We start from the raw sequence: 16,696 nt of genomic DNA, 5'->3' as shown, positions 1-16,696 counted from the left end.
GATGGCCCACGGCCACAGCCGAAATTACACCACCTTGACGGACGCGACCGATTCTCTTCTTGCCGACCTCAAAAGCGCATCGGTCGTAAGAAACGTGATTTGTCATGGTTCTTGGCAGCGTCCGCCAGACACCAATGGTTTCTCCGTACCCTTCTTCGTGAACAGGGAAGGGCAGTATTTTGAAACGCCGATCGATATCAATTTTCTCAATCAAACTCAGCGACATGTTACCGAGCTCTGCTGTGCGATCATCAACACGGTGACCACCATGGGATGGCAATTTCCGGGATCAAACGGGCCGGGTGCTCCGATCCATGAATCGCTACGCACCGGGTAGCGCGAACGATTCCTTTGTTGCGGACGGGTTTGTGCTATATTTCGATTATTATCGAAATATCTGTTGACGCCTCCCTCTAATTTCCATATTTCGACAATCATCGAATCAGGGAGGTGGCGATGGAGTCGGAAGCGGTTGTTCGCGCGTTAAGCGCGCTGGCGCAGGAGCATCGGCTGGCGCTGTTCCGGCTGCTCGTACAGGCGGGGCCGGATGGGCTTGCCGCGGGCGCGATTGCCGAGGCGCTGGGGGTGCCCGCGTCGTCGCTCAGCTTTCACCTTGCACAGTTGAACAATGCCGGACTGATCGCGCAGCGTCGCGACGGGCGGTCGCTGATCTATTCGGCCGATTATGGCGCGATGACCGCGCTGCTCGGCTTTCTGATGGAAAATTGCTGCGGCGGCGCGGTGTGCGCGCCCGCCGCCCCCTGTGACACCAAGGACAAAAAGGAAAGGACTGCCGCATGAGCCGGTTTCATATGCATGTCGGGGTTGCCAACCTCGACAAGTCGATCGCCTTTTATTCGGGGCTGTTCGGCGCCGCGCCGACCGTGACCAAGCCCGATTATGCCAAATGGATGCTCGACGATCCGCAGATCAATTTTGCGATCTCGGTGCGCGACGGCGCGCATCGCGGGATCGAACATGTCGGGTTGCAGGTCGAGGATGAAGCCGAACTGGCGGCGGTCTATGGGCGACTGAAGAACGCCGGTGCCCCGGTGCTGGAGGAAGGCGCGACGACCTGTTGCTACGCCAAATCGGAGAAGAGCTGGATCGCCGATCCCGACGGGGTGGTGTGGGAAGCCTTCCTGACCAATGGCGAAGCGACGGTGTATGGCGACAGCCCTGATTTCGCGCCGCTGGCGTCGGATAATGCCGCCGAGGGTGCATGCTGCGTTCCCGCCATGCCGCAGGCGGCGCCCGCCAAGGTCGGCTGCTGCTGACATGAGCGCGACCGGGGGGCTGAACATATTGGCGCTGTGCACGGGCAATTCGGCGCGCAGCATTTTGGGCGAGGCGTTGATCGCCCGCAAGGGTGCGGGCCGGGTCTGTGCGTTCAGCGCAGGCAGCCAGCCAAAGGGCGTGCCGCATCCCGGCGCGCTCCGCCTGCTGGCGCGCGAGGGCTTTGACGTCGCCGCCTTCCGGTCGAAAAGCTGGGACGAGTTCGCCGCGCCGGGCGCGCCGCGCATCGACATCGCGATCACCGTGTGCGGCAATGCGGCGGCCGAGGCCTGCCCCTTGTTCACCGGCGCGCCGGTGCGTGCGCATTGGGGTTTGCCCGATCCCGCCGACGTCCAGGGCGACGAGGCAGCGGTCGATGCCGCCTTTGCCGAGACCTGGCGCCTGCTCGACATGCGGGTTGGGGCGATGCTGGCGCTGCCGCTCGAAACCATGTCCGCGGCCGAACGGCGCGCGGCGCTGAACAGCATTGGCGTAATGGAGGGCGCGGCGTGAAGCGCGCGCTCGCCGCCGAGGCGATCGGCAGCTTTTTCCTGTTCGCCACCGTCGTCGGATCGGGAATCATGGCCGATACGCTGTCGGGCGGCAATGTCGGGGTCGCGCTGCTCGCCAATGCGATCGCAACCGGGGCGATGTTGTTCGTGCTGATCGCGATGCTGGGCCCGGTGTCGGGCGCGCATTTCAACCCGGCGGTGACGCTGGTGATGGCGCTTGGCCGCAGCATCGCGCCGCGTACTGCGGTTCTCTATGTCGCGGCGCAGCTTGCGGGCGGCATCCTGGGCGTCTGGGCCGCGCATCTGATGTTCGACCTGCCGCTGCTGCAATTTTCGGCAAAGGCGCGCACCGGCGGCGGGCAATGGGCGGGCGAGTTTGTCGCGACCTTTGGCCTGATCCTGGCCATCCTTGGCACCGTGCGGCACCGTCCCGACTGGGTGGCGCCGAGCGTCGCGCTCTATATCACCGCAGCCTATTGGTTCACCTCCTCGACCAGCTTTGCCAATCCCGCGATTGCCGTGGCGCGCAGCCTGTCGGACAGTTTCGCCGGGATCGCGCCCGCTGATGTGCCCGCATTCGTGGCGGCCCAACTCGGCGGCGCGGTGGCGGCCTGGCTATGCGGTCGCTGGCTGTTCACGGAACGCGACGACGAGGCGGCCACCCGCATTTAGTGGCGCTGTGAACGAGCGAGCGGGTTTACCCCCGGCGCTCGCTCCCCCTAGGCAGAAACCATGCCGCACGACACGACCCTGATCGGGACCATCGTCGCCGGGCTCGGCGTCGCGTTCCTGATGGCGGCGCTGGCGCAGCGGCTGCGGATTTCCCCGATTGCGGGCTATCTGCTCGCCGGAATCCTTGTCGGCCCGTTCACGCCGGGGTTCGTCGCCGACACCGGGTTGGCAATGCAGCTGGCCGAGATTGGCGTCATCCTGCTGATGTTCGGGGTCGGCCTCCATTTTTCGCTGAAGGACCTGCTGTCGGTTCGCAAGATCGCGGTTCCGGGGGCCATTGCACAAATTGCGGTCGCCTGGGCTCTCGGCATCATGCTCGGGCTGTGGCTCGGCTGGTCGGTCGCGGGCAGCGCGGTGTTCGGGCTGGCGCTGTCGGTCGCCTCGACCGTCGTGCTTCTGCGCGCGCTCCAGGCGCGCGACATGATCGAGACCGAAAAGGGGCGGATCGCGGTCGGCTGGCTGATCGTCGAGGATCTGGTGATGGTGCTCGCGCTCGTTCTGCTCCCGGCCATGTTTGGCGACCGCGGCGATGAAGGCAACAGCACGGGATTGCTGCAATCGGCGGCGATCGTGCTGTTCAAGGTCGTCGGCTTTGTTGCCTTCATGTTTGTCGTTGCACGGCGCATCCTGCCCTGGGTGCTGCACTGGGTCGCGCACACCGGTTCGCGCGAACTGTTTCGCCTCGCGGTGCTGGCGATCGCGCTGGGTGTGGCGTTCGGCGCCGCAGTGATTTTCGACGTGTCCTTCGCGCTCGGTGCCTTCTTTGCCGGGATGATCCTGGGCGAAACGCAGCTCAGTCGCCGCGCCGCCGAAGAGACGCTGCCGCTGCGCGATGCTTTCGCGGTGCTGTTTTTCGTGTCGGTCGGCATGTTGTTCGATCCCCATGTGCTGCTGGAACAGCCGGGGCCGGTGCTGGCGACCGTTGCGATCATCGTGGTCGGCAAATCGCTCGCCGCCTTTGCGCTTGTCCGCGCCTTTGGTCACACGACCCAGACCGCCCTGACCGTGTCGGTCAGCCTGGCGCAGATCGGCGAATTTTCGTTCATCCTGGCCGGGCTGGGGGTGGGGCTGGCGGTGCTGCCCGAAACCGGGCGGGACCTGATCCTGGCAGGCGCTTTGCTGTCGATCCTTGTCAACCCTATCCTGTTCACGCTGGTCGTCAAGCGCGTTCGTTCGGACGCGCCGCCCGAACCCGCGGCAGCGGGCGACGCCGAAATGTCTGCGCCGCGCAATGCCGGGGTGGTGCTGATCGGATACGGCCGCGTCGGCAGCCATATCGGCGCGCTGATTTGCGGGCGCGGCGACGGGCTGACGGTGATCGAGGATCAAAAGGATATGGCGGCGGCGGCGCGGGCCAGCGGGGCGACGGTGATCGTCGGCAATGCGACCAAGGAAAGCGTGTTGCGACAGGCGGGGCTCGAAACGGCATCAACACTGCTGATTGCGATTCCCGAGGGGGTCGAGGCGGGCGCAATCGTGCGGCGGGCGCGGAGGATCAATCCCAAGCTGGTGATCGTTGCGCGTGCGCATTCAGACGATGAGGTCGATGATCTGGTGCGTCGCGGCGCCGACTATGTCGTCATGGCCGAACGCGAGACCGCGGCGCGGATGGCCGAGCGGGCGATGCGGGTGCGGGCGTAGGCGCTCCAGATTCCGATCGTGTCGAGCGACGTCGAGATACCCATCGGACAGCGTTACGCACAAAGGCATCTCGACTTCGCTCGATGCGAACAGGAATTGGATCGGAATGGTTGAGGTCGGGGCTTCCCCCGCTCCGGCAAACTCCCTATCGCCACCTCACAATGTCTGCCGACGCGCTTCTCCCCCTGCTCAAATCCACCTTTGGTTTCGATCATTTTCGCGGCCGTCAGGCCGACGTCGTCGCCCGCGTGATGGCAAGCGAGCACACCTTGGCGGTGATGCCGACGGGGGCGGGCAAGTCGCTGACCTATCAGCTGCCCGCGGTGGCGCTCGATGGTTGCGTCGTCGTCGTATCGCCGCTGATCGCGCTGATGCACGACCAGTTGCGCGGGGCGCGGGCGGCGGGGATAAGAGCGGCGTCGCTGACCAGCGTCGATGCCGATTTCGCCGATACGCGCCAGGCCTATCGCGACGGGCAGCTCGACCTCCTCTATATCGCGCCCGAGCGCGCGACGGGGGAGGGGTTCCGGTCGCTGATGGACGCGCGCGCGCCTGCGCTGTTCGCGATCGACGAAGCGCATTGTGTCAGCGAGTGGGGGCATGATTTCCGGCCCGATTACCGGTTGCTGCGCCCGCTGCTCGACGCCTTTCCCTCGGTGCCGCGTCTGGCGCTCACCGCGACCGCCGACCGGCATACGCGCGAGGACATATTGGTCCAGCTCGGCATACCCGCCGACGGCCTTGTGCTCGCGGGCTTCGACCGGCCGAACATCCGCTACCGGGTGATGCCGCGCATCAACCCGACGAAACAGCTCGCCGATTTCATCGCCGCCAATCCGGGGCCGGGGATCGTCTATTGCCCGACGCGCGACGGGACCGAGCGGATGGCAGGCAGGCTCGCCGCGGCGACGGGGCGCAGCGTCGCCGCCTATCACGCCGGGCTCGACCCCGAACGGCGCGCACAGGTGCAGCATGATTTTGTGGCGTCAGAGGACGGCATAGTCACCGCGACGGTCGCCTTCGGCATGGGGATCGACAAGCCCGACGTGCGCTTTGTCGCGCACGCCGGGCTGCCGAAATCGATCGAGAGCTATTATCAGGAAACGGGCCGCGCGGGGCGCGACGGCGATCCCGCCGAGGCGCTGATGCTGTGGGCAGCCGACGATTTCGCGCGGGCGCGGGCGCGGCTTTCCGACCTGCCGGAGGCGCGCGTCGCGGGCGAGCGGGCGCGGCTGAATGCGCTCGCCGCCCTGGTCGAAACGGCCGAGTGCCGCCGCGCGCTGCTGCTGCGTCATTTCGGCGAAAATCCACCGACACGCTGCGGCAATTGCGACACCTGCCTCGATCCGCCTGAACAGCTCGACGCGACGGTGCTTGCGCAGAAACTGATGAGCGCGGTCTATCGGACCGGGCAGAGTTTCGGCGCGGGGCATGTCGAGGCGGTGCTGACCGGCAAGCGCGACGCGCGGGTCGTCAGCCGCGGGCACGACAAGCTTTCGGTATTCGGCATCGTCGAGGGCGAAGAAGCGCGGCTCATCAAGCCGCTGGTGCGCACGCTGATGGCACGCGAGGCACTTGCGACCACCGAGCATGGCGGGCTGATGTTCGGTCCCGCGGGCCGCGCGGTCATGAAGGGCGAGGCGCCGGTGCTGATCGCCGAGCCGCCGGTGAAGCGCACGCAGCGGTCCAGCCGAAGCAACCGGGCCGCAGCCAATCCCGTCGGCGACCCGCTGTTCGAGGCGCTGCGCAGCATCCGGCGCGATCTGGCCGCCGAGGCGGATGTGCCGCCCTATGTCATCTTTCACGACGCGGTGCTGCGCGCGATGGCGAGCGAACGTCCGGCGACGCGCAGCGACCTGGCCGCGATACCGGGGGTTGGCGCGAAGAAGCTCGATGCGTGGGGCGATGCGTTTCTGAATGTGATCCGGCAATTCTGACCGTTCGGAAGCGGGCGCCAGTCGCCCAAATATCTTCCCCTGTGGGGGAGGATTGGCAGCTTGCCAGCCCAAATATCCTGTCATAAACCGCCTTGGCACCTTCACGCTTGTCAGCAGCCACGCGGCGGGAGTAGATCGCGGACATGAGCGATTTTCGTCCCCTGTCCGCCCAGTTCAGCGTCGCACCGCAGATCGACATCGAGGATGTCGCCGCGGCAAAGGCGGCGGGCTTTGCGCTGGTCGTCAACAACCGCCCCGACGGCGAGGAACCCGCGGCGCCGCAGGGTGAGCAGATCGCGCATGCCTGCGCCGCCGAGGGACTGGCCTATGCCGCGATCCCGATCGGCCATGCCGGGTTCAGCCATGCGCAGATCGATGCACTCGACAAGCTGCTCCATGACGCGACGGGGCCGATCCTGGCCTATTGCCGGTCGGGGACGCGTTCGACGCATTTGTGGGCGCTGGCGCGTGCGCGCGCCGGGGACGATGTCGGCGCGATCGTCGAAGCCGCGGCAAAGGCGGGCTATGACCTTACCGGCCTGCGCCCGATGCTCGACGCGCTGGCGGGGGAGCGGTGACGGCGCTGATCGTCCAGACGGGCGCCTCGCTCGTCGCGGTGTTGTTCGTCGCCTGGCTTGTCAGGCGGCTGGGGCTGGGCGCCGATCCGCGGATCGAGGACGAGGGTCATGCGATCCGCCTTGCCGAAGAGGCCGAGGCCGGTTTTCGCGGAATCGAGGTCGCGCGCGACCGCGCGGGTTTTGCCGCGATCGTGCGCAATGCGGAGGGCCGGATGCTGCTGATCCGCGCGCATGGCAGTTTCTTTGCCGCACGGCCCGTCGATGCCCGCGTGATCGGGCGACTCGACAAGGATTTCCTGACGCTGACGATGCCTGAAAAAATGTTCGGCGCGGTGACGTTGCAGCTGGGTAAGGATGCGGGAACATGGGCAAGCCGGATGCGGGGGGTGGGGCGTGCCTGAACTGCCCGATCCCGTCGCCTATGCCGTGCCGGGCTTCATCCTGCTGCTGATCGTCGAAATGATTGTCTCGCGGCGGCAGGACCGCAGCCGATACGAGGCGCGCGACACGTTGACATCGCTTCTGCTTGGCACCGGCAGTCAGGTCGCGGGGGCATTGGTCGGCGCGGCGGTGATCGGCATGGCGGTGTGGGTGCACCAGTTCCGGCTGTTCGACATCGGCATCGCGTTCGGGACATGGTGGTGGGCGTGGATTCTCTGTTTTTTCCTTGACGACCTTGCCTATTATGCCTTCCACCGCAGCGCGCACCGGGTCCGCTGGTTCTGGGCGAGCCATGTCATCCACCACAGCTCGCAGCATTATAATCTGTCGACCGCGCTGCGGCAGACGTGGACGGGTTTTTTCAGCCTCGCCTTCATCTTTCGCCTCCCGCTGTTTCTGATCGGCTTTCCGCCCGCGATGGTGTTCTTCTGCGCGGGCCTCAACCTCATCTACCAGTTCTGGATCCATACCGAGGCGATCAGGCGGATGCCCAGATGGTTCGAAGCGGTGATGAACACCCCGTCGCACCACCGCGTCCACCACGGTGTCAACCCGCGCTATCTCGACGCCAACTATGCCGGGGTGTTCATCATCTGGGATCGCATGTTCGGCAGCTTCGTTCCCGAACGCGACGACGAGCCGGTGCGGTATGGCATCGTCAAACAGCTCGGCAGCTTCAATATCCTGTGGGCCGCGGTCCACGAATGGGTCGGGATCGCGAAGGATGTGTGGGCCGCGCCGTGGCGGCACAAGCTGGATTATATCTGGCGCGAACCCGGCTGGAGCCACGACGGCAGCCGCGCGACGAGCGCGATGATCAAGGCGCGCTGGGCCGCGGGGCAAACGCGCAACGAGGCGGCGGAATAACGAGCATCGCTCCCGCCAAGGCGGGGGCCATGTACAGGCTTGCCACATCGCTTAATGACATTCATGTAAGCCGCGATGGACCACCGAACCGGTGGCGAGGGGAGCGGTGCGCATGAGTCTTGGGGATCAGTTCGACATCATCGTCATCGGCGGCGGCAGCGCGGGGAGCGCGGCGGCCGGGCGGCTGGCCGAGGATGGCAGGCGCACCGTCTGTCTGGTCGAAGCGGGCGGGACGAACGATATCATGCGCGTCAAGACGCCGGGTTTCATGCCCTTCATCCCCAAATCGTCGAACTATCGATATGAGACCGTGCCGCAAAAGGGGCTGAACGGCCGCATCGGATACCAGCCGCGCGGACGCGGACTGGGCGGGTCGAGCGCGATCAACGCGATGGTCTATATCCGCGGCCACCGCTTCGATTACGACCAATGGGCGGCGCTGGGCGCGACCGGGTGGAGCTATGCCGACGTGCTGCCTTACTTCAAGCGCAGCGAGGGCAATGAGCGCGGCGCCGATGAATGGCATGGCGCCGACGGGCCGCTGAATGTGATGGATCAGCGCTGGCCCAATGTGACAAGCCGCCGCTTCATCGAAAGCGCGCAGGCGCTGCAATTGCCGCGCACTGCCGATTTCAACGGCCCCGATAACGAAGGGTTCGGCCTTTACCAGGTGACGCAGAAGGACGGCGAGCGCTGGTCGGCGGCGCGCGCCTATGTCGAGCCGCTTCGCGGGCGTGCCAATTTCGACATTCGCACCGGGGCGCTGGTCGAAAAGATTTTGATCGAGGACGGGCGCGCCGTGGGCGTGGCGATCCGCCGCGGGCGCCGCCGCGAGACGCTGCGCGCGCGGGGCGGGGTGGTGCTGTCGGCGGGAGCATTCGGGTCGCCCCAGATTTTGATGCTGTCGGGGATCGGGCCGGGGGCGCATCTGCGCGATCAGGGCATTTCGGTGATTGCCGACCGCGCGGCGGTGGGCGCGGACCTTCAGGACCATATCGACTATGTGTCGAGTTGGCAGACGCGCTCGACCGACCCGCTCGGCAACAGCCCCGGCGGCACCTGGCGGATGGTGAAAGCGATCGTTGAACACCGCAGCCGGCGGACCGGCATCATGACGACCTGTTTCGCCGAAGCGGGCGGATTCTGGAAATCGCGCCCCGACTTGCCCGCGCCCGACGTGCAATATCATTTCGTCCCCGCGATGCTCGAGGATCATGGGCGCACCAGGGTGAAGGGGCATGGCTTTTCGTGCCACGCCTGCGTGCTGCGCCCCGAAAGCCGCGGGACGGTGCGGCTGGCGTCGCCCGACGCCGCCGCCGCACCCGCGATCGACCCCGGCTTCCTGACCGACGAGCGCGACATGGCAACGCTCCGCGCCGGAGTGCGAATGATGCACCGCATCGTCGCGGCGCCGCCGCTCGCCGATTATGCCGGGGTCGACCGCCATCCCGTCGACATGGGTGACGACACGGCGCTCGACAATCTGATCCGCAGCCGCGCCGACACCGTCTATCACCCTGTCGGCACGTGCCGGATGGGGAGCGACGTGGATGCCGTGGTCGACCCGACGCTGAGGCTCAACGGCGTCGATGGCCTGTGGGTCGCCGACGCGAGCGTGATGCCGCGGCTGGTCAGCGGCAACACCAACGCGCCGAGCATCATGATCGGCGAAAGGGCAGCGGATTTCGTGAAAGCGGCGTTGAGTTGATTTTGTGGTCAATCCGGCCTTCGCCGGGATGACGACGGTTATAAGCATGCCTCCGCCAGGACGAGTCCGTTTCGCGTCAGATCGTATCGGCTCGCCGGGGGGCGCCTATCCAGCACCTCGCGCCGAACCAGCCCGTGCGTGCCGAGCGCACTCAGTCCCTGCGACAGCGCACGAGGCGTGGCGGGCGCCAGCAGGCGCGACAGCGCGTTGAAGCGGTCGTGCCCCGCACCGATCCCCGCGACAATGTGTTGAGATTGCCGATATCGAGGACGCGAAAGCGCATCTCGACGTCGAGGGCGTGCGGCAGGACGGCGGCATGATCCCCCGCCGCTTTGCGGCGCGAATCGGTCTCGTCGTCATCGGGGCGACGGTCGTTTCTGCGGCTCGTGGGCGTCGTCAGCCTATGGGCCGCGCGGTAACAGGCCCTGGCGATAGTGTGTGATTCGGCGATTCCATGCTGCGCTGTCGCTGCAAAAAGAGACTGAAAACCAAAGATTTTTGCAGGGATCCGTGTTGCGCACAAAAAAAGAGGGCCGGGATTTTCATCCCGGCCCAGCCTTTCAGGCTCTCCCCTCCTGAAACTGTTGACGCAATGAATGCCACATTAATGTCATGTTGGAAAGGCCAAAATTGCGGCACCGCTGCACAAAAAATATGCAGCATTTTCGTTGAGAAAGGGGGTGAACCGTCGGCGCGGCCCGCCCCCTTTCACCCCCGGTCAGAATGTCTTGCGCGCCGTGATGCCGAACGTGCGTGGCTGTCCGACGCTGAAGCCGAGGCGCGCGCGTCCGCCGCGCTCGCGATCGAACGAGAGCAGCGCATTTTCGTCGAAGACATTGTTGACATAGGCGATCAGCGACAGGCCATTGTCGAAATCGACCCCCGCGCTCAAGTTGACGAGCTGATAGTCGGGCAGTTGCAGGTCGACCGTCGTCGATGCCCCGGCGGGCGCCCCGCCGAAGGGCAGGCCGTGGACGAAGGTGCGCGGATTGTTTTCCTGATCCGCCGGCTGGGTATAGCGCGTGCCGACATGCTGGAACGACGCCGCGACATACATGCTCGCGCTGTCGCTGATCGGCCATTCATAGCTGCCCGACGCCGACAGCTGGAACTTCGGCACCGACGGCAGGCGATTGCCGTCGCGGATGCCCGTTGCGGTGGTCAGCGGCGCCGGAAGCGTCGAATCGAACTCCGCCTCGATCAGGCTGCCCGACAGGTTGAAGTCGAGCCCGTCGGCGGGCGACAGCCCCAGTTCGAACTCGACGCCCATCGAATGCGCCTTGGGCACGTTGAAGACGATGCGCGACGAACAGGTTCCGGCGTCGAGCGTCACCTGGAGATTCTTGATATCGTTGTAGAAGCCCGCGGCATTGAAGGTGAACCCGCGCCCCTGCGTCTTCACACCCAGTTCGTAATTCCACAGCGTTTCGTCATCATAATCCTGAAAGCTGCCGAACAGCGCTTCGTCGTCGGGTGAGCAGAGCGGCAGGTTCAGGGGATCGTTGACCCCGCCGAGGCGGAAGCCCTTCGACGCCTGCGCGTTCACCGTAACATTGTCACTGACGTCGTATGACAGCAGGAAGCGCGGGGTGAAGCCGCTCGACTTGGTGCTGTCGGTGCGGTTGTCGCCGTTGGCGAACAGCCCGCCCGACACGAAGCTGCGCGTTTCCTTGAAGTCGTAATAGCGCCCGCCCGCGGTGGCGGTGAAGGCGTCGCTTATATCGTAGCTGATTTCGCCGAAAATCGCGAACTGCTTGATGTCATAGGGCAGATCGGCGTTGTAGGGCGAATCGGCCGGAAAACCATTTGCCACTGCCGCCGAAGTGCCGGCGCCCAGCCTTGCATCGGTGAAGGCGTCATAGCCCGGCGTTGGCAGCCGCTGGGCATAGACACGGTCGATCTTGGAATAGAAACCGCCGACGAGCCACTGGAACGGCCCGTCATTGTCCGACGCCACGCGGACTTCCTGCGTCCAGGTTTCGAGGTCGGTAGTGTCGAGCAGGTTCGAGGGCAGCAGCACGCCCGCGTCGGGGAACCCCAGGTCGACCGATACCGATCCGGTGAGCGCGCTCGCGTCGCGGCTGACAAGGATGTCGCGGTTGATGTAGCTCGTCACCGAGGTCAGCGTCGCGCCGCCGAGCCCGACGTCGATCTTGAGGTCGGCGATCAGCGTCTCGTCCTCGAACGCCTCGCGCAGCAGCAGATATTGCTCGCGCTCGTCAAAGGTCACCCTGGGGCGCGTCGTCGTGAACTCATTGGCATAGAGGTTGTAGATTTCCTGCCGGTTGAACCCGTCGGCCTTGACCTTTTGATAGACGATGCGCGGGGTGATCGACAGATTGTCGCCGGGTTCAAAGGTCAGCGCGAGGCGGCCGCCATAGCGTTCGCCGCTGTTCACGTCCTCCTTGCCCGCCGGGCCGATCGCGTTGATGAAGCCGCCGTAGCGCGTGTAATAGCCGACCGCGCGCATTGCGGCATTGTCGCCCATCGGCACATTGACCGCGCCCTTCAGATGGCCGCCGATGTCGTCGCCGTCGACGAGGTTGAGGTTCGCCTCGACGCTGCCTTCCATCACGCCGATTTCCGGCTGGTTGGTGATGTAGCGGATCGTGCCGCCGACCGATCCCGATCCGAACAGCGTGCCCTGCGGTCCGCGCAGCGTTTCGACGCGGTTGAGGTCGTAAAGATCGATGTCGGGGGTGAAGAGCGAAAGCGAGATGACGCTTTCGTCGAGATAGACGCCGACCTGTTCCTTGACCCCCGGCTGATCGCGCACGACCTGCCCTGCGGATACGCCGCGCACCGACACCTGACTCTGGCCGGGGCCAAGGTTCTGCACCGACAGGCCCGCGACATTGCGCGACAGATCCTCAAGCGTCACCGCGCCCGATTTCTGGATGTCTTCGGCTGTTTGCGCGTTGATCGAAAAGGGAATGTCCTGAAGATTGGCGTCGCGCTTCGTCGCCGTGACGATGATGATGTTGCCGTCATCTTCGGCAGCGGCGTCCTGCGCCATGGCCGGGGTCGCGACAAGCGCAAGTGACGACAGGCTCGCGAGCAATGATGCCCGTGCATTCATATTAATCCTCCTCCTGGTGGCCGATCTGGCGTCGGTCCGGCGGCGAAGGTGCGCCTCTTGTCACAATTGCGCAATGGCGCACGAATCGGTCGCGCCCGATTGGCGCGACGCTGTTGCATCCGGGACACGGTCGAAACATGGCCGGGGCCTTCGTCCCGCCCCGTGGCCGTTCCGTTCACAGTTAAAAAATGGCCGGGGTGAAACCCCGGCCAGTGGTTCGCAGGAGGAACCCGGTAAGGATCCCGCCGCCGTCGATTGAAAGGAGAGAGACGTGCGGCGACGGGTATCCTGTCTCGTCGTCAGTAATTGTAGGCGCGCTCCCCATGTTCGCCGAGGTCGAGGCCTTCGCGTTCGACTTCGGCCGAGACGCGCCCGCCGGTCACCAGCTTCGCGGCATAGAAGGCGATTGCCGAACCGATGCCCGACCACAGGATCGCAACGAGGACCGACTTGACCTGGATCCACAGCTGGCTGCCGAGGACATAGTCGTCGCCCGCCGGGCCGCCGAGCGCCGCGAGCATCGTCACCGCGGTGCCGACTGAACCGATGATCCCGCCAAGGCCGTGGATGCCGAACACGTCGAGCGAGTCGTCGAACCCAAGCTTCGGCTTCATCTTCATCACGAACCAGCAGCAGATGATGCCCGCGACGGCGCCCAGGAGGATCGCGCCGAACGGTCCCGAATTGCCCGCGGCCGGGGTGACGGCGACAAGGCCGGCGATCGCCCCCGAACAGGCGCCGAGCAGCGACCCCTTGTGACCGAGCGCACGTTCGGTGAGCATCCAGAAGAGGACGCCGGCGGCGGTGGCGGTGAAGGTGTTGATAAGCGCAAGACCCGCCGAACCATTGGCTTCGAGCGCGGAGCCGGCGTTGAAGCCGAACCAGCCCACCCAGAGGAGGCCGGTGCCGATCAAGGTCATGGTCAGCGAGTGCGGCGCCATGATGTCCTTCTGGTAACCCGCACGCTTGCCGATGATCAGGCAGCCGACGAGCGCGGCGATGCCCGCATTGATGTGGACGACGGTGCCGCCCGCGAAATCGAGCGCGCCCCAGCCGAAGATCAGCCCGGTCGCTTCATCGGTGCCGCCGAGATACCAGACCATGTGCGCGATCGGGTAATAGACGATGGACAGCCACACGATCGCGAACACCATCACCGCCGAAAATTTCATGCGCTCGACAAGGCCGCCGAGGACGAGCGCGACGGTAATCGCCGAGAAGGTCATCTGGAAAGCGATGAACACGAATTCGGGGATGACGACGCCGTCGGTGAAGGTCGCGACGGTCGAATCGACGGTGACGCCAGCGAGGAACATCTTGCCCGCGGAGACGAACTGGTTGGCATCGCCGCCAAAGGCGAGGCTGTAACCGAACATCACCCACATGATCATCGCGAGCGCGGCGACCGCCAGAATCTGCGTCAGCACCGACGCCATATTCTTGGTGCGGACGAGGCCGCCGTAAAAGAGCGCAAGGCCCGGCACGATCATCGCCATGACGAGCACGGTCGAAATCATCATCCACGCGGTGTCGCCCTTGTCGGGCGTCGGCGCGGCGGCCTCGGCGACGGCGGGCGCCGCCTCTTGCGCCCAGGCGGGCAGCGCGGCGAACAGCGAAAGGCCCGCGGCCCCGGCGCCCGCCGCAATTTTCTTTGCGAACGTCATAATTTCCCCCTTCGTCATTTACAGAGCCGCCTCGCCGGTCTCGCCGGTGCGGATGCGCACCGCCTGACCCACATCGAGCACGAAAATCTTGCCATCGCCGATCGATCCGGTGCCGGCGCTTTGCTGCAGCGTTTCGACCACCCGCGGTGCGAGCGCGTCGTCGCAGACGAGCTCGATCTTCACCTTGGGCACCATGTTGGTGGCATATTCGGCGCCGCGATAGATTTCGGTCTGCCCCTTTTGCCGCCCGAACCCCTTCACCTCGGTCACGGTCATGCCGGCGATGCCCAGCCCGGTGAGCGCTTCGCGCACCTCGTCGAGCTTGAACGGTTTGATGATTGCCAGGATCAGCTTCATGATGCCCCCTTTTGCTAATGGCGCCATGTTGCGGTGCAACAGCCGTGCCAGATTGCGCACATGAGGCGAAAGTTAACATTTTGTGACGGTTTTTGGGCCACTCAGGCACCGGATCGTGCGTTCGGTGGGCAGTTGAGGCGGGGTTTTGCCTATTTTTTGGGCAGGCGGCGCATCATTGTCCCGCGAGTGCCGGGTTCGCTGTCGGTTTGCGCAGCGACGCGGGAAAAGGCCGACGGCGGCGCCCGCCTTTGCGGGGGCGACAATCTTTAACCCACTGCCCTGAACCGCGCCCAAATCGGCAGATGATCGGACGCGCGTGCCGCCAGCGGGCTGCGGTGCACCCCTGCATCGACCGGATCGAGGTCGGGCGAGGCAAAGATGCGGTCGAGCTTGGCGACCGGGCGGCGGCTGTGAAAACTGTGCCCGGTATCGACCAGCCGGTGTTCGGCGCCGAAGTCGGCCAGGCAGCCGCCCGTGGGACGCCATTCGTTGCAATCGCCCATCAGGATTGTCGGCAGTTTTTCGCCCTCGGCGATATGATGCAGGATCGCGCGCGCCTGCTGTCGGCGGCGCAGCCCCGAAATGTCGAGGTGCATGCCGACGACGCGCAGCCGCGTGCCGCCGATGCGCACGGTCGCGGCGACCGCGCCGCGCGGCTCGAGCGTCGGCAGGTGGAGCGCGTGGCTTTCCTCGACCTCGGCGCCCTTGCGCACAAGCAGCGCATTGCCGTGCCAGCCGATCGCATAGGGGCGTCCATGGATCAGGTCGACGGGCACATAGTCGCTGTGCTCCTCGAACATGTGCGGCGGGATGGCGCTCGCCCGCGTGCCAAAGCGGCGGTCGGCCTCCTGCAGCGCGACGACGTCGGCGTCGAGTTCGCGCAGCACCGCAAGCACGCGGCCGGGATCGCGGCGTCGGTCGAGCCCGATGCCCTTGCGCATATTATAGCTGGCGACCTTGAACATGGGAGAGATGGCGGCTTTCCTTGTCTTTTCGTGCTCCAGACGAACGAATGGCGGATTCGGTTGCCCATTTTTCCGCGTCCTCGCGAGCGTAGCGAAGCATTCCAGGGCGGTCCGCGCACGGCCTGGAACGCTTCGACACGTTCGCAATGACATGGTTGCGTCAGCGCACCCCGAACTCGGTGATCAGCGCTTGTGCTTCGTCCAGATCCTCGTCAAGCACCATGATGCGCACGGGGATCATCAGGCCGACGCTTTCGGCGATGTTCATGCCTGCGTCGAAGCAGACCGCGTGGACACCGGCGCTTTCGAGGCGGCCGCGCAGCAATTCGGCCTCGGCGCCATTGGGCATGCGGATAAGCTCGACCAGCGCCATCAGCCAGACTCCCCGGCAATGAAGCGGTCGGTCGGACGCGTCGGCAGGCCGTCGATGCTTTTGGTGTGTTCGCTGAACTTTTCGACCCAAAGCACAGGATCGGCCTGCCGATGATATTTTCGCAATGTTTCGCGCTCGGCCTGCAATTCCATCATCGGCACGCCCCAGCCGCAGCTCGTCTGCACGCTGTCGACGTCGATCACGAAAATCTGGCGGGTGCCGGGGAGCAGGGTGAAATGCGCCGCGAGCGCGTCCCACGCGGCGTCTTGCGGAAGCACCGGCCGCCCGCGGCCATAGATGCGCAGGATCAGCGCCGTGCGGTCGAAGGCGCAGAACATGATCGTGATGCGCCCGTCGGCGACGAGATGCGCGTGCGTTTCGTTCCCCGACCCGCCAAGGTCGAGATAGGCGACCTGGCTTTCGGACAATATCCTGAAACTGTCGGCATAGCCCTTGGGCGACAGGTTGATGCGGCCTTCGCTTGCGGCGGTCGCGGTAAAGAAGACCGGCTGCTTTTCGATGAAGGCGATATGCTTGTCGGTCAGCGTATCGGTGAATTCGGCCATG

At 65.3% G+C, this 16,696-nt stretch carries 18 protein-coding genes; 11 read left to right on the top strand and 7 right to left on the bottom strand.

The features are described 5' to 3' along the window. From HUW43_RS02845 to HUW43_RS02795, 11 genes are all read left to right on the top strand, one after another. On the top strand, positions 1-337 hold a 337-nt coding region (locus HUW43_RS02845; RefSeq protein ID WP_223181213.1), incomplete at its 5' end, for a hypothetical protein. 119 nt (positions 338-456) lie between these two features. Beyond that, positions 457-801 carry an ArsR/SmtB family transcription factor gene (locus HUW43_RS02840; protein WP_188235997.1) on the top strand — a complete coding sequence of 115 codons (345 nt, stop codon included), beginning with the start codon at positions 457-459 and terminating at the stop codon, positions 799-801. Further along, on the top strand, positions 798-1,277 hold the full coding sequence (locus tag HUW43_RS02835) for an ArsI/CadI family heavy metal resistance metalloenzyme (protein ID WP_188235996.1): 480 nt from the start codon (positions 798-800) through the stop codon (positions 1,275-1,277). Before HUW43_RS02840 ends, HUW43_RS02835 begins: the two co-directional genes overlap by 4 nt. A 1-nt stretch (position 1,278) precedes the next feature. Then, on the top strand, positions 1,279-1,788 hold the full coding sequence (locus tag HUW43_RS02830; protein ID WP_188235995.1) for an arsenate reductase ArsC: 510 nt from the start codon (positions 1,279-1,281) through the stop codon (positions 1,786-1,788). Further along, positions 1,785-2,459: an aquaporin gene (locus HUW43_RS02825; RefSeq protein ID WP_188235994.1), complete on the top strand. Its 675-nt coding sequence runs from the start codon at positions 1,785-1,787 to the stop codon at positions 2,457-2,459. The genes HUW43_RS02830 and HUW43_RS02825 overlap by 4 nt, the downstream gene beginning before the upstream one ends. A gap of 60 nt (positions 2,460-2,519) precedes the next feature. Beyond that, the gene (gene ybaL, locus HUW43_RS02820; protein ID WP_188235993.1) at positions 2,520-4,160 is read left to right on the top strand and encodes a YbaL family putative K(+) efflux transporter; all 1,641 of its coding nucleotides are present in this window, start codon (positions 2,520-2,522) and stop codon (positions 4,158-4,160) included. Between the two features lie 161 nt (positions 4,161-4,321). Next, positions 4,322-6,097, top strand: coding sequence for a DNA helicase RecQ (gene recQ, locus HUW43_RS02815; RefSeq protein WP_188235992.1), 1,776 nt, complete (start codon positions 4,322-4,324; stop codon positions 6,095-6,097). Positions 6,098-6,240: 143 nt separating this feature from the next. Next, positions 6,241-6,675 (top strand): TIGR01244 family sulfur transferase, encoded by a 435-nt coding sequence (locus HUW43_RS02810; protein ID WP_120220836.1) that lies wholly within the window; start codon positions 6,241-6,243, stop codon positions 6,673-6,675. Then, positions 6,672-7,076, top strand: a complete 405-nt coding sequence (locus HUW43_RS02805; protein WP_188235991.1) for a hypothetical protein — start codon at positions 6,672-6,674, stop codon at positions 7,074-7,076. The genes HUW43_RS02810 and HUW43_RS02805 overlap by 4 nt, the downstream gene beginning before the upstream one ends. Next, the gene (locus tag HUW43_RS02800) at positions 7,069-7,983 is read left to right on the top strand and encodes a sterol desaturase family protein (RefSeq protein WP_317450804.1); all 915 of its coding nucleotides are present in this window, start codon (positions 7,069-7,071) and stop codon (positions 7,981-7,983) included. The genes HUW43_RS02805 and HUW43_RS02800 overlap by 8 nt, the downstream gene beginning before the upstream one ends. A 112-nt stretch (positions 7,984-8,095) precedes the next feature. Further along, entirely contained in the window at positions 8,096-9,691 is a 1,596-nt protein-coding gene (locus HUW43_RS02795; protein WP_188235989.1) for a GMC family oxidoreductase, read from the top strand. 38 nt (positions 9,692-9,729) lie between these two features. Here the strand turns inward: HUW43_RS02795 and HUW43_RS15995 are convergent, their stop codons facing one another. From HUW43_RS15995 to HUW43_RS02760, 7 genes are all read right to left on the bottom strand, one after another. Beyond that, positions 9,730-9,936 (bottom strand): winged helix-turn-helix transcriptional regulator, encoded by a 207-nt coding sequence (locus HUW43_RS15995; protein ID WP_188236007.1) that lies wholly within the window; start codon positions 9,934-9,936, stop codon positions 9,730-9,732. A gap of 473 nt (positions 9,937-10,409) precedes the next feature. After that, positions 10,410-12,770, bottom strand: a complete 2,361-nt coding sequence (locus HUW43_RS02785) for a TonB-dependent receptor (protein WP_188235988.1) — start codon at positions 12,768-12,770, stop codon at positions 10,410-10,412. A 299-nt stretch (positions 12,771-13,069) separates the two neighbouring features. Continuing rightward, positions 13,070-14,434: an ammonium transporter gene (locus HUW43_RS02780; RefSeq protein WP_188235987.1), complete on the bottom strand. Its 1,365-nt coding sequence runs from the start codon at positions 14,432-14,434 to the stop codon at positions 13,070-13,072. Positions 14,435-14,452: 18 nt separating this feature from the next. Further along, positions 14,453-14,791 (bottom strand): P-II family nitrogen regulator, encoded by a 339-nt coding sequence (locus HUW43_RS02775; protein WP_003043080.1) that lies wholly within the window; start codon positions 14,789-14,791, stop codon positions 14,453-14,455. Positions 14,792-15,057: 266 nt separating this feature from the next. Continuing rightward, positions 15,058-15,756, bottom strand: a complete 699-nt coding sequence (locus tag HUW43_RS02770) for an endonuclease/exonuclease/phosphatase family protein (RefSeq protein ID WP_188235986.1) — start codon at positions 15,754-15,756, stop codon at positions 15,058-15,060. Positions 15,757-15,916: 160 nt separating this feature from the next. Then, positions 15,917-16,129: a DUF2007 domain-containing protein gene (locus HUW43_RS02765; RefSeq protein ID WP_188235985.1), complete on the bottom strand. Its 213-nt coding sequence runs from the start codon at positions 16,127-16,129 to the stop codon at positions 15,917-15,919. After that, complete coding sequence (locus HUW43_RS02760) at positions 16,129-16,695, bottom strand: pyridoxamine 5'-phosphate oxidase family protein (RefSeq protein WP_188235984.1); 567 nt, start codon at positions 16,693-16,695, stop codon at positions 16,129-16,131. Before HUW43_RS02760 ends, HUW43_RS02765 begins: the two co-directional genes overlap by 1 nt. Position 16,696 lies beyond the last annotated feature (1 nt).

This window comes from Sphingopyxis sp. LK2115 (assembly GCF_014595975.1).
GTDB lineage: Bacteria > Pseudomonadota > Alphaproteobacteria > Sphingomonadales > Sphingomonadaceae > Sphingopyxis.
Note: the sequence above shows the minus strand (reverse complement) of the source record. Positions and strands in the feature narration are given on the sequence as shown.

Bases quoted from the DNA above. Each gene is read 5' to 3' on its own strand.
- HUW43_RS02830 (WP_188235995.1), top strand. From the start codon at position 1,279: ATGAGCGCGACCGGGGGGCTGAACATATTGGCGCTGTGCACGGGCAAT.
- HUW43_RS02785 (WP_188235988.1), bottom strand. From the start codon at position 12,770: ATGAATGCACGGGCATCATTGCTCGCGAGCCTGTCGTCACTTGCGCTT.
- recQ (WP_188235992.1), top strand. From the start codon at position 4,322: ATGTCTGCCGACGCGCTTCTCCCCCTGCTCAAATCCACCTTTGGTTTC.
- HUW43_RS02795 (WP_188235989.1), top strand. From the start codon at position 8,096: ATGAGTCTTGGGGATCAGTTCGACATCATCGTCATCGGCGGCGGCAGC.
- HUW43_RS02810 (WP_120220836.1), top strand. From the start codon at position 6,241: ATGAGCGATTTTCGTCCCCTGTCCGCCCAGTTCAGCGTCGCACCGCAG.
- HUW43_RS02780 (WP_188235987.1), bottom strand. From the start codon at position 14,434: ATGACGTTCGCAAAGAAAATTGCGGCGGGCGCCGGGGCCGCGGGCCTT.
- HUW43_RS02765 (WP_188235985.1), bottom strand. From the start codon at position 16,129: ATGGCGCTGGTCGAGCTTATCCGCATGCCCAATGGCGCCGAGGCCGAA.
- HUW43_RS02840 (WP_188235997.1), top strand. From the start codon at position 457: ATGGAGTCGGAAGCGGTTGTTCGCGCGTTAAGCGCGCTGGCGCAGGAG.
- HUW43_RS02770 (WP_188235986.1), bottom strand. From the start codon at position 15,756: ATGTTCAAGGTCGCCAGCTATAATATGCGCAAGGGCATCGGGCTCGAC.
- HUW43_RS02775 (WP_003043080.1), bottom strand. From the start codon at position 14,791: ATGAAGCTGATCCTGGCAATCATCAAACCGTTCAAGCTCGACGAGGTG.
- HUW43_RS02760 (WP_188235984.1), bottom strand. From the start codon at position 16,695: ATGGCCGAATTCACCGATACGCTGACCGACAAGCATATCGCCTTCATC.
- ybaL (WP_188235993.1), top strand. From the start codon at position 2,520: ATGCCGCACGACACGACCCTGATCGGGACCATCGTCGCCGGGCTCGGC.
- HUW43_RS02835 (WP_188235996.1), top strand. From the start codon at position 798: ATGAGCCGGTTTCATATGCATGTCGGGGTTGCCAACCTCGACAAGTCG.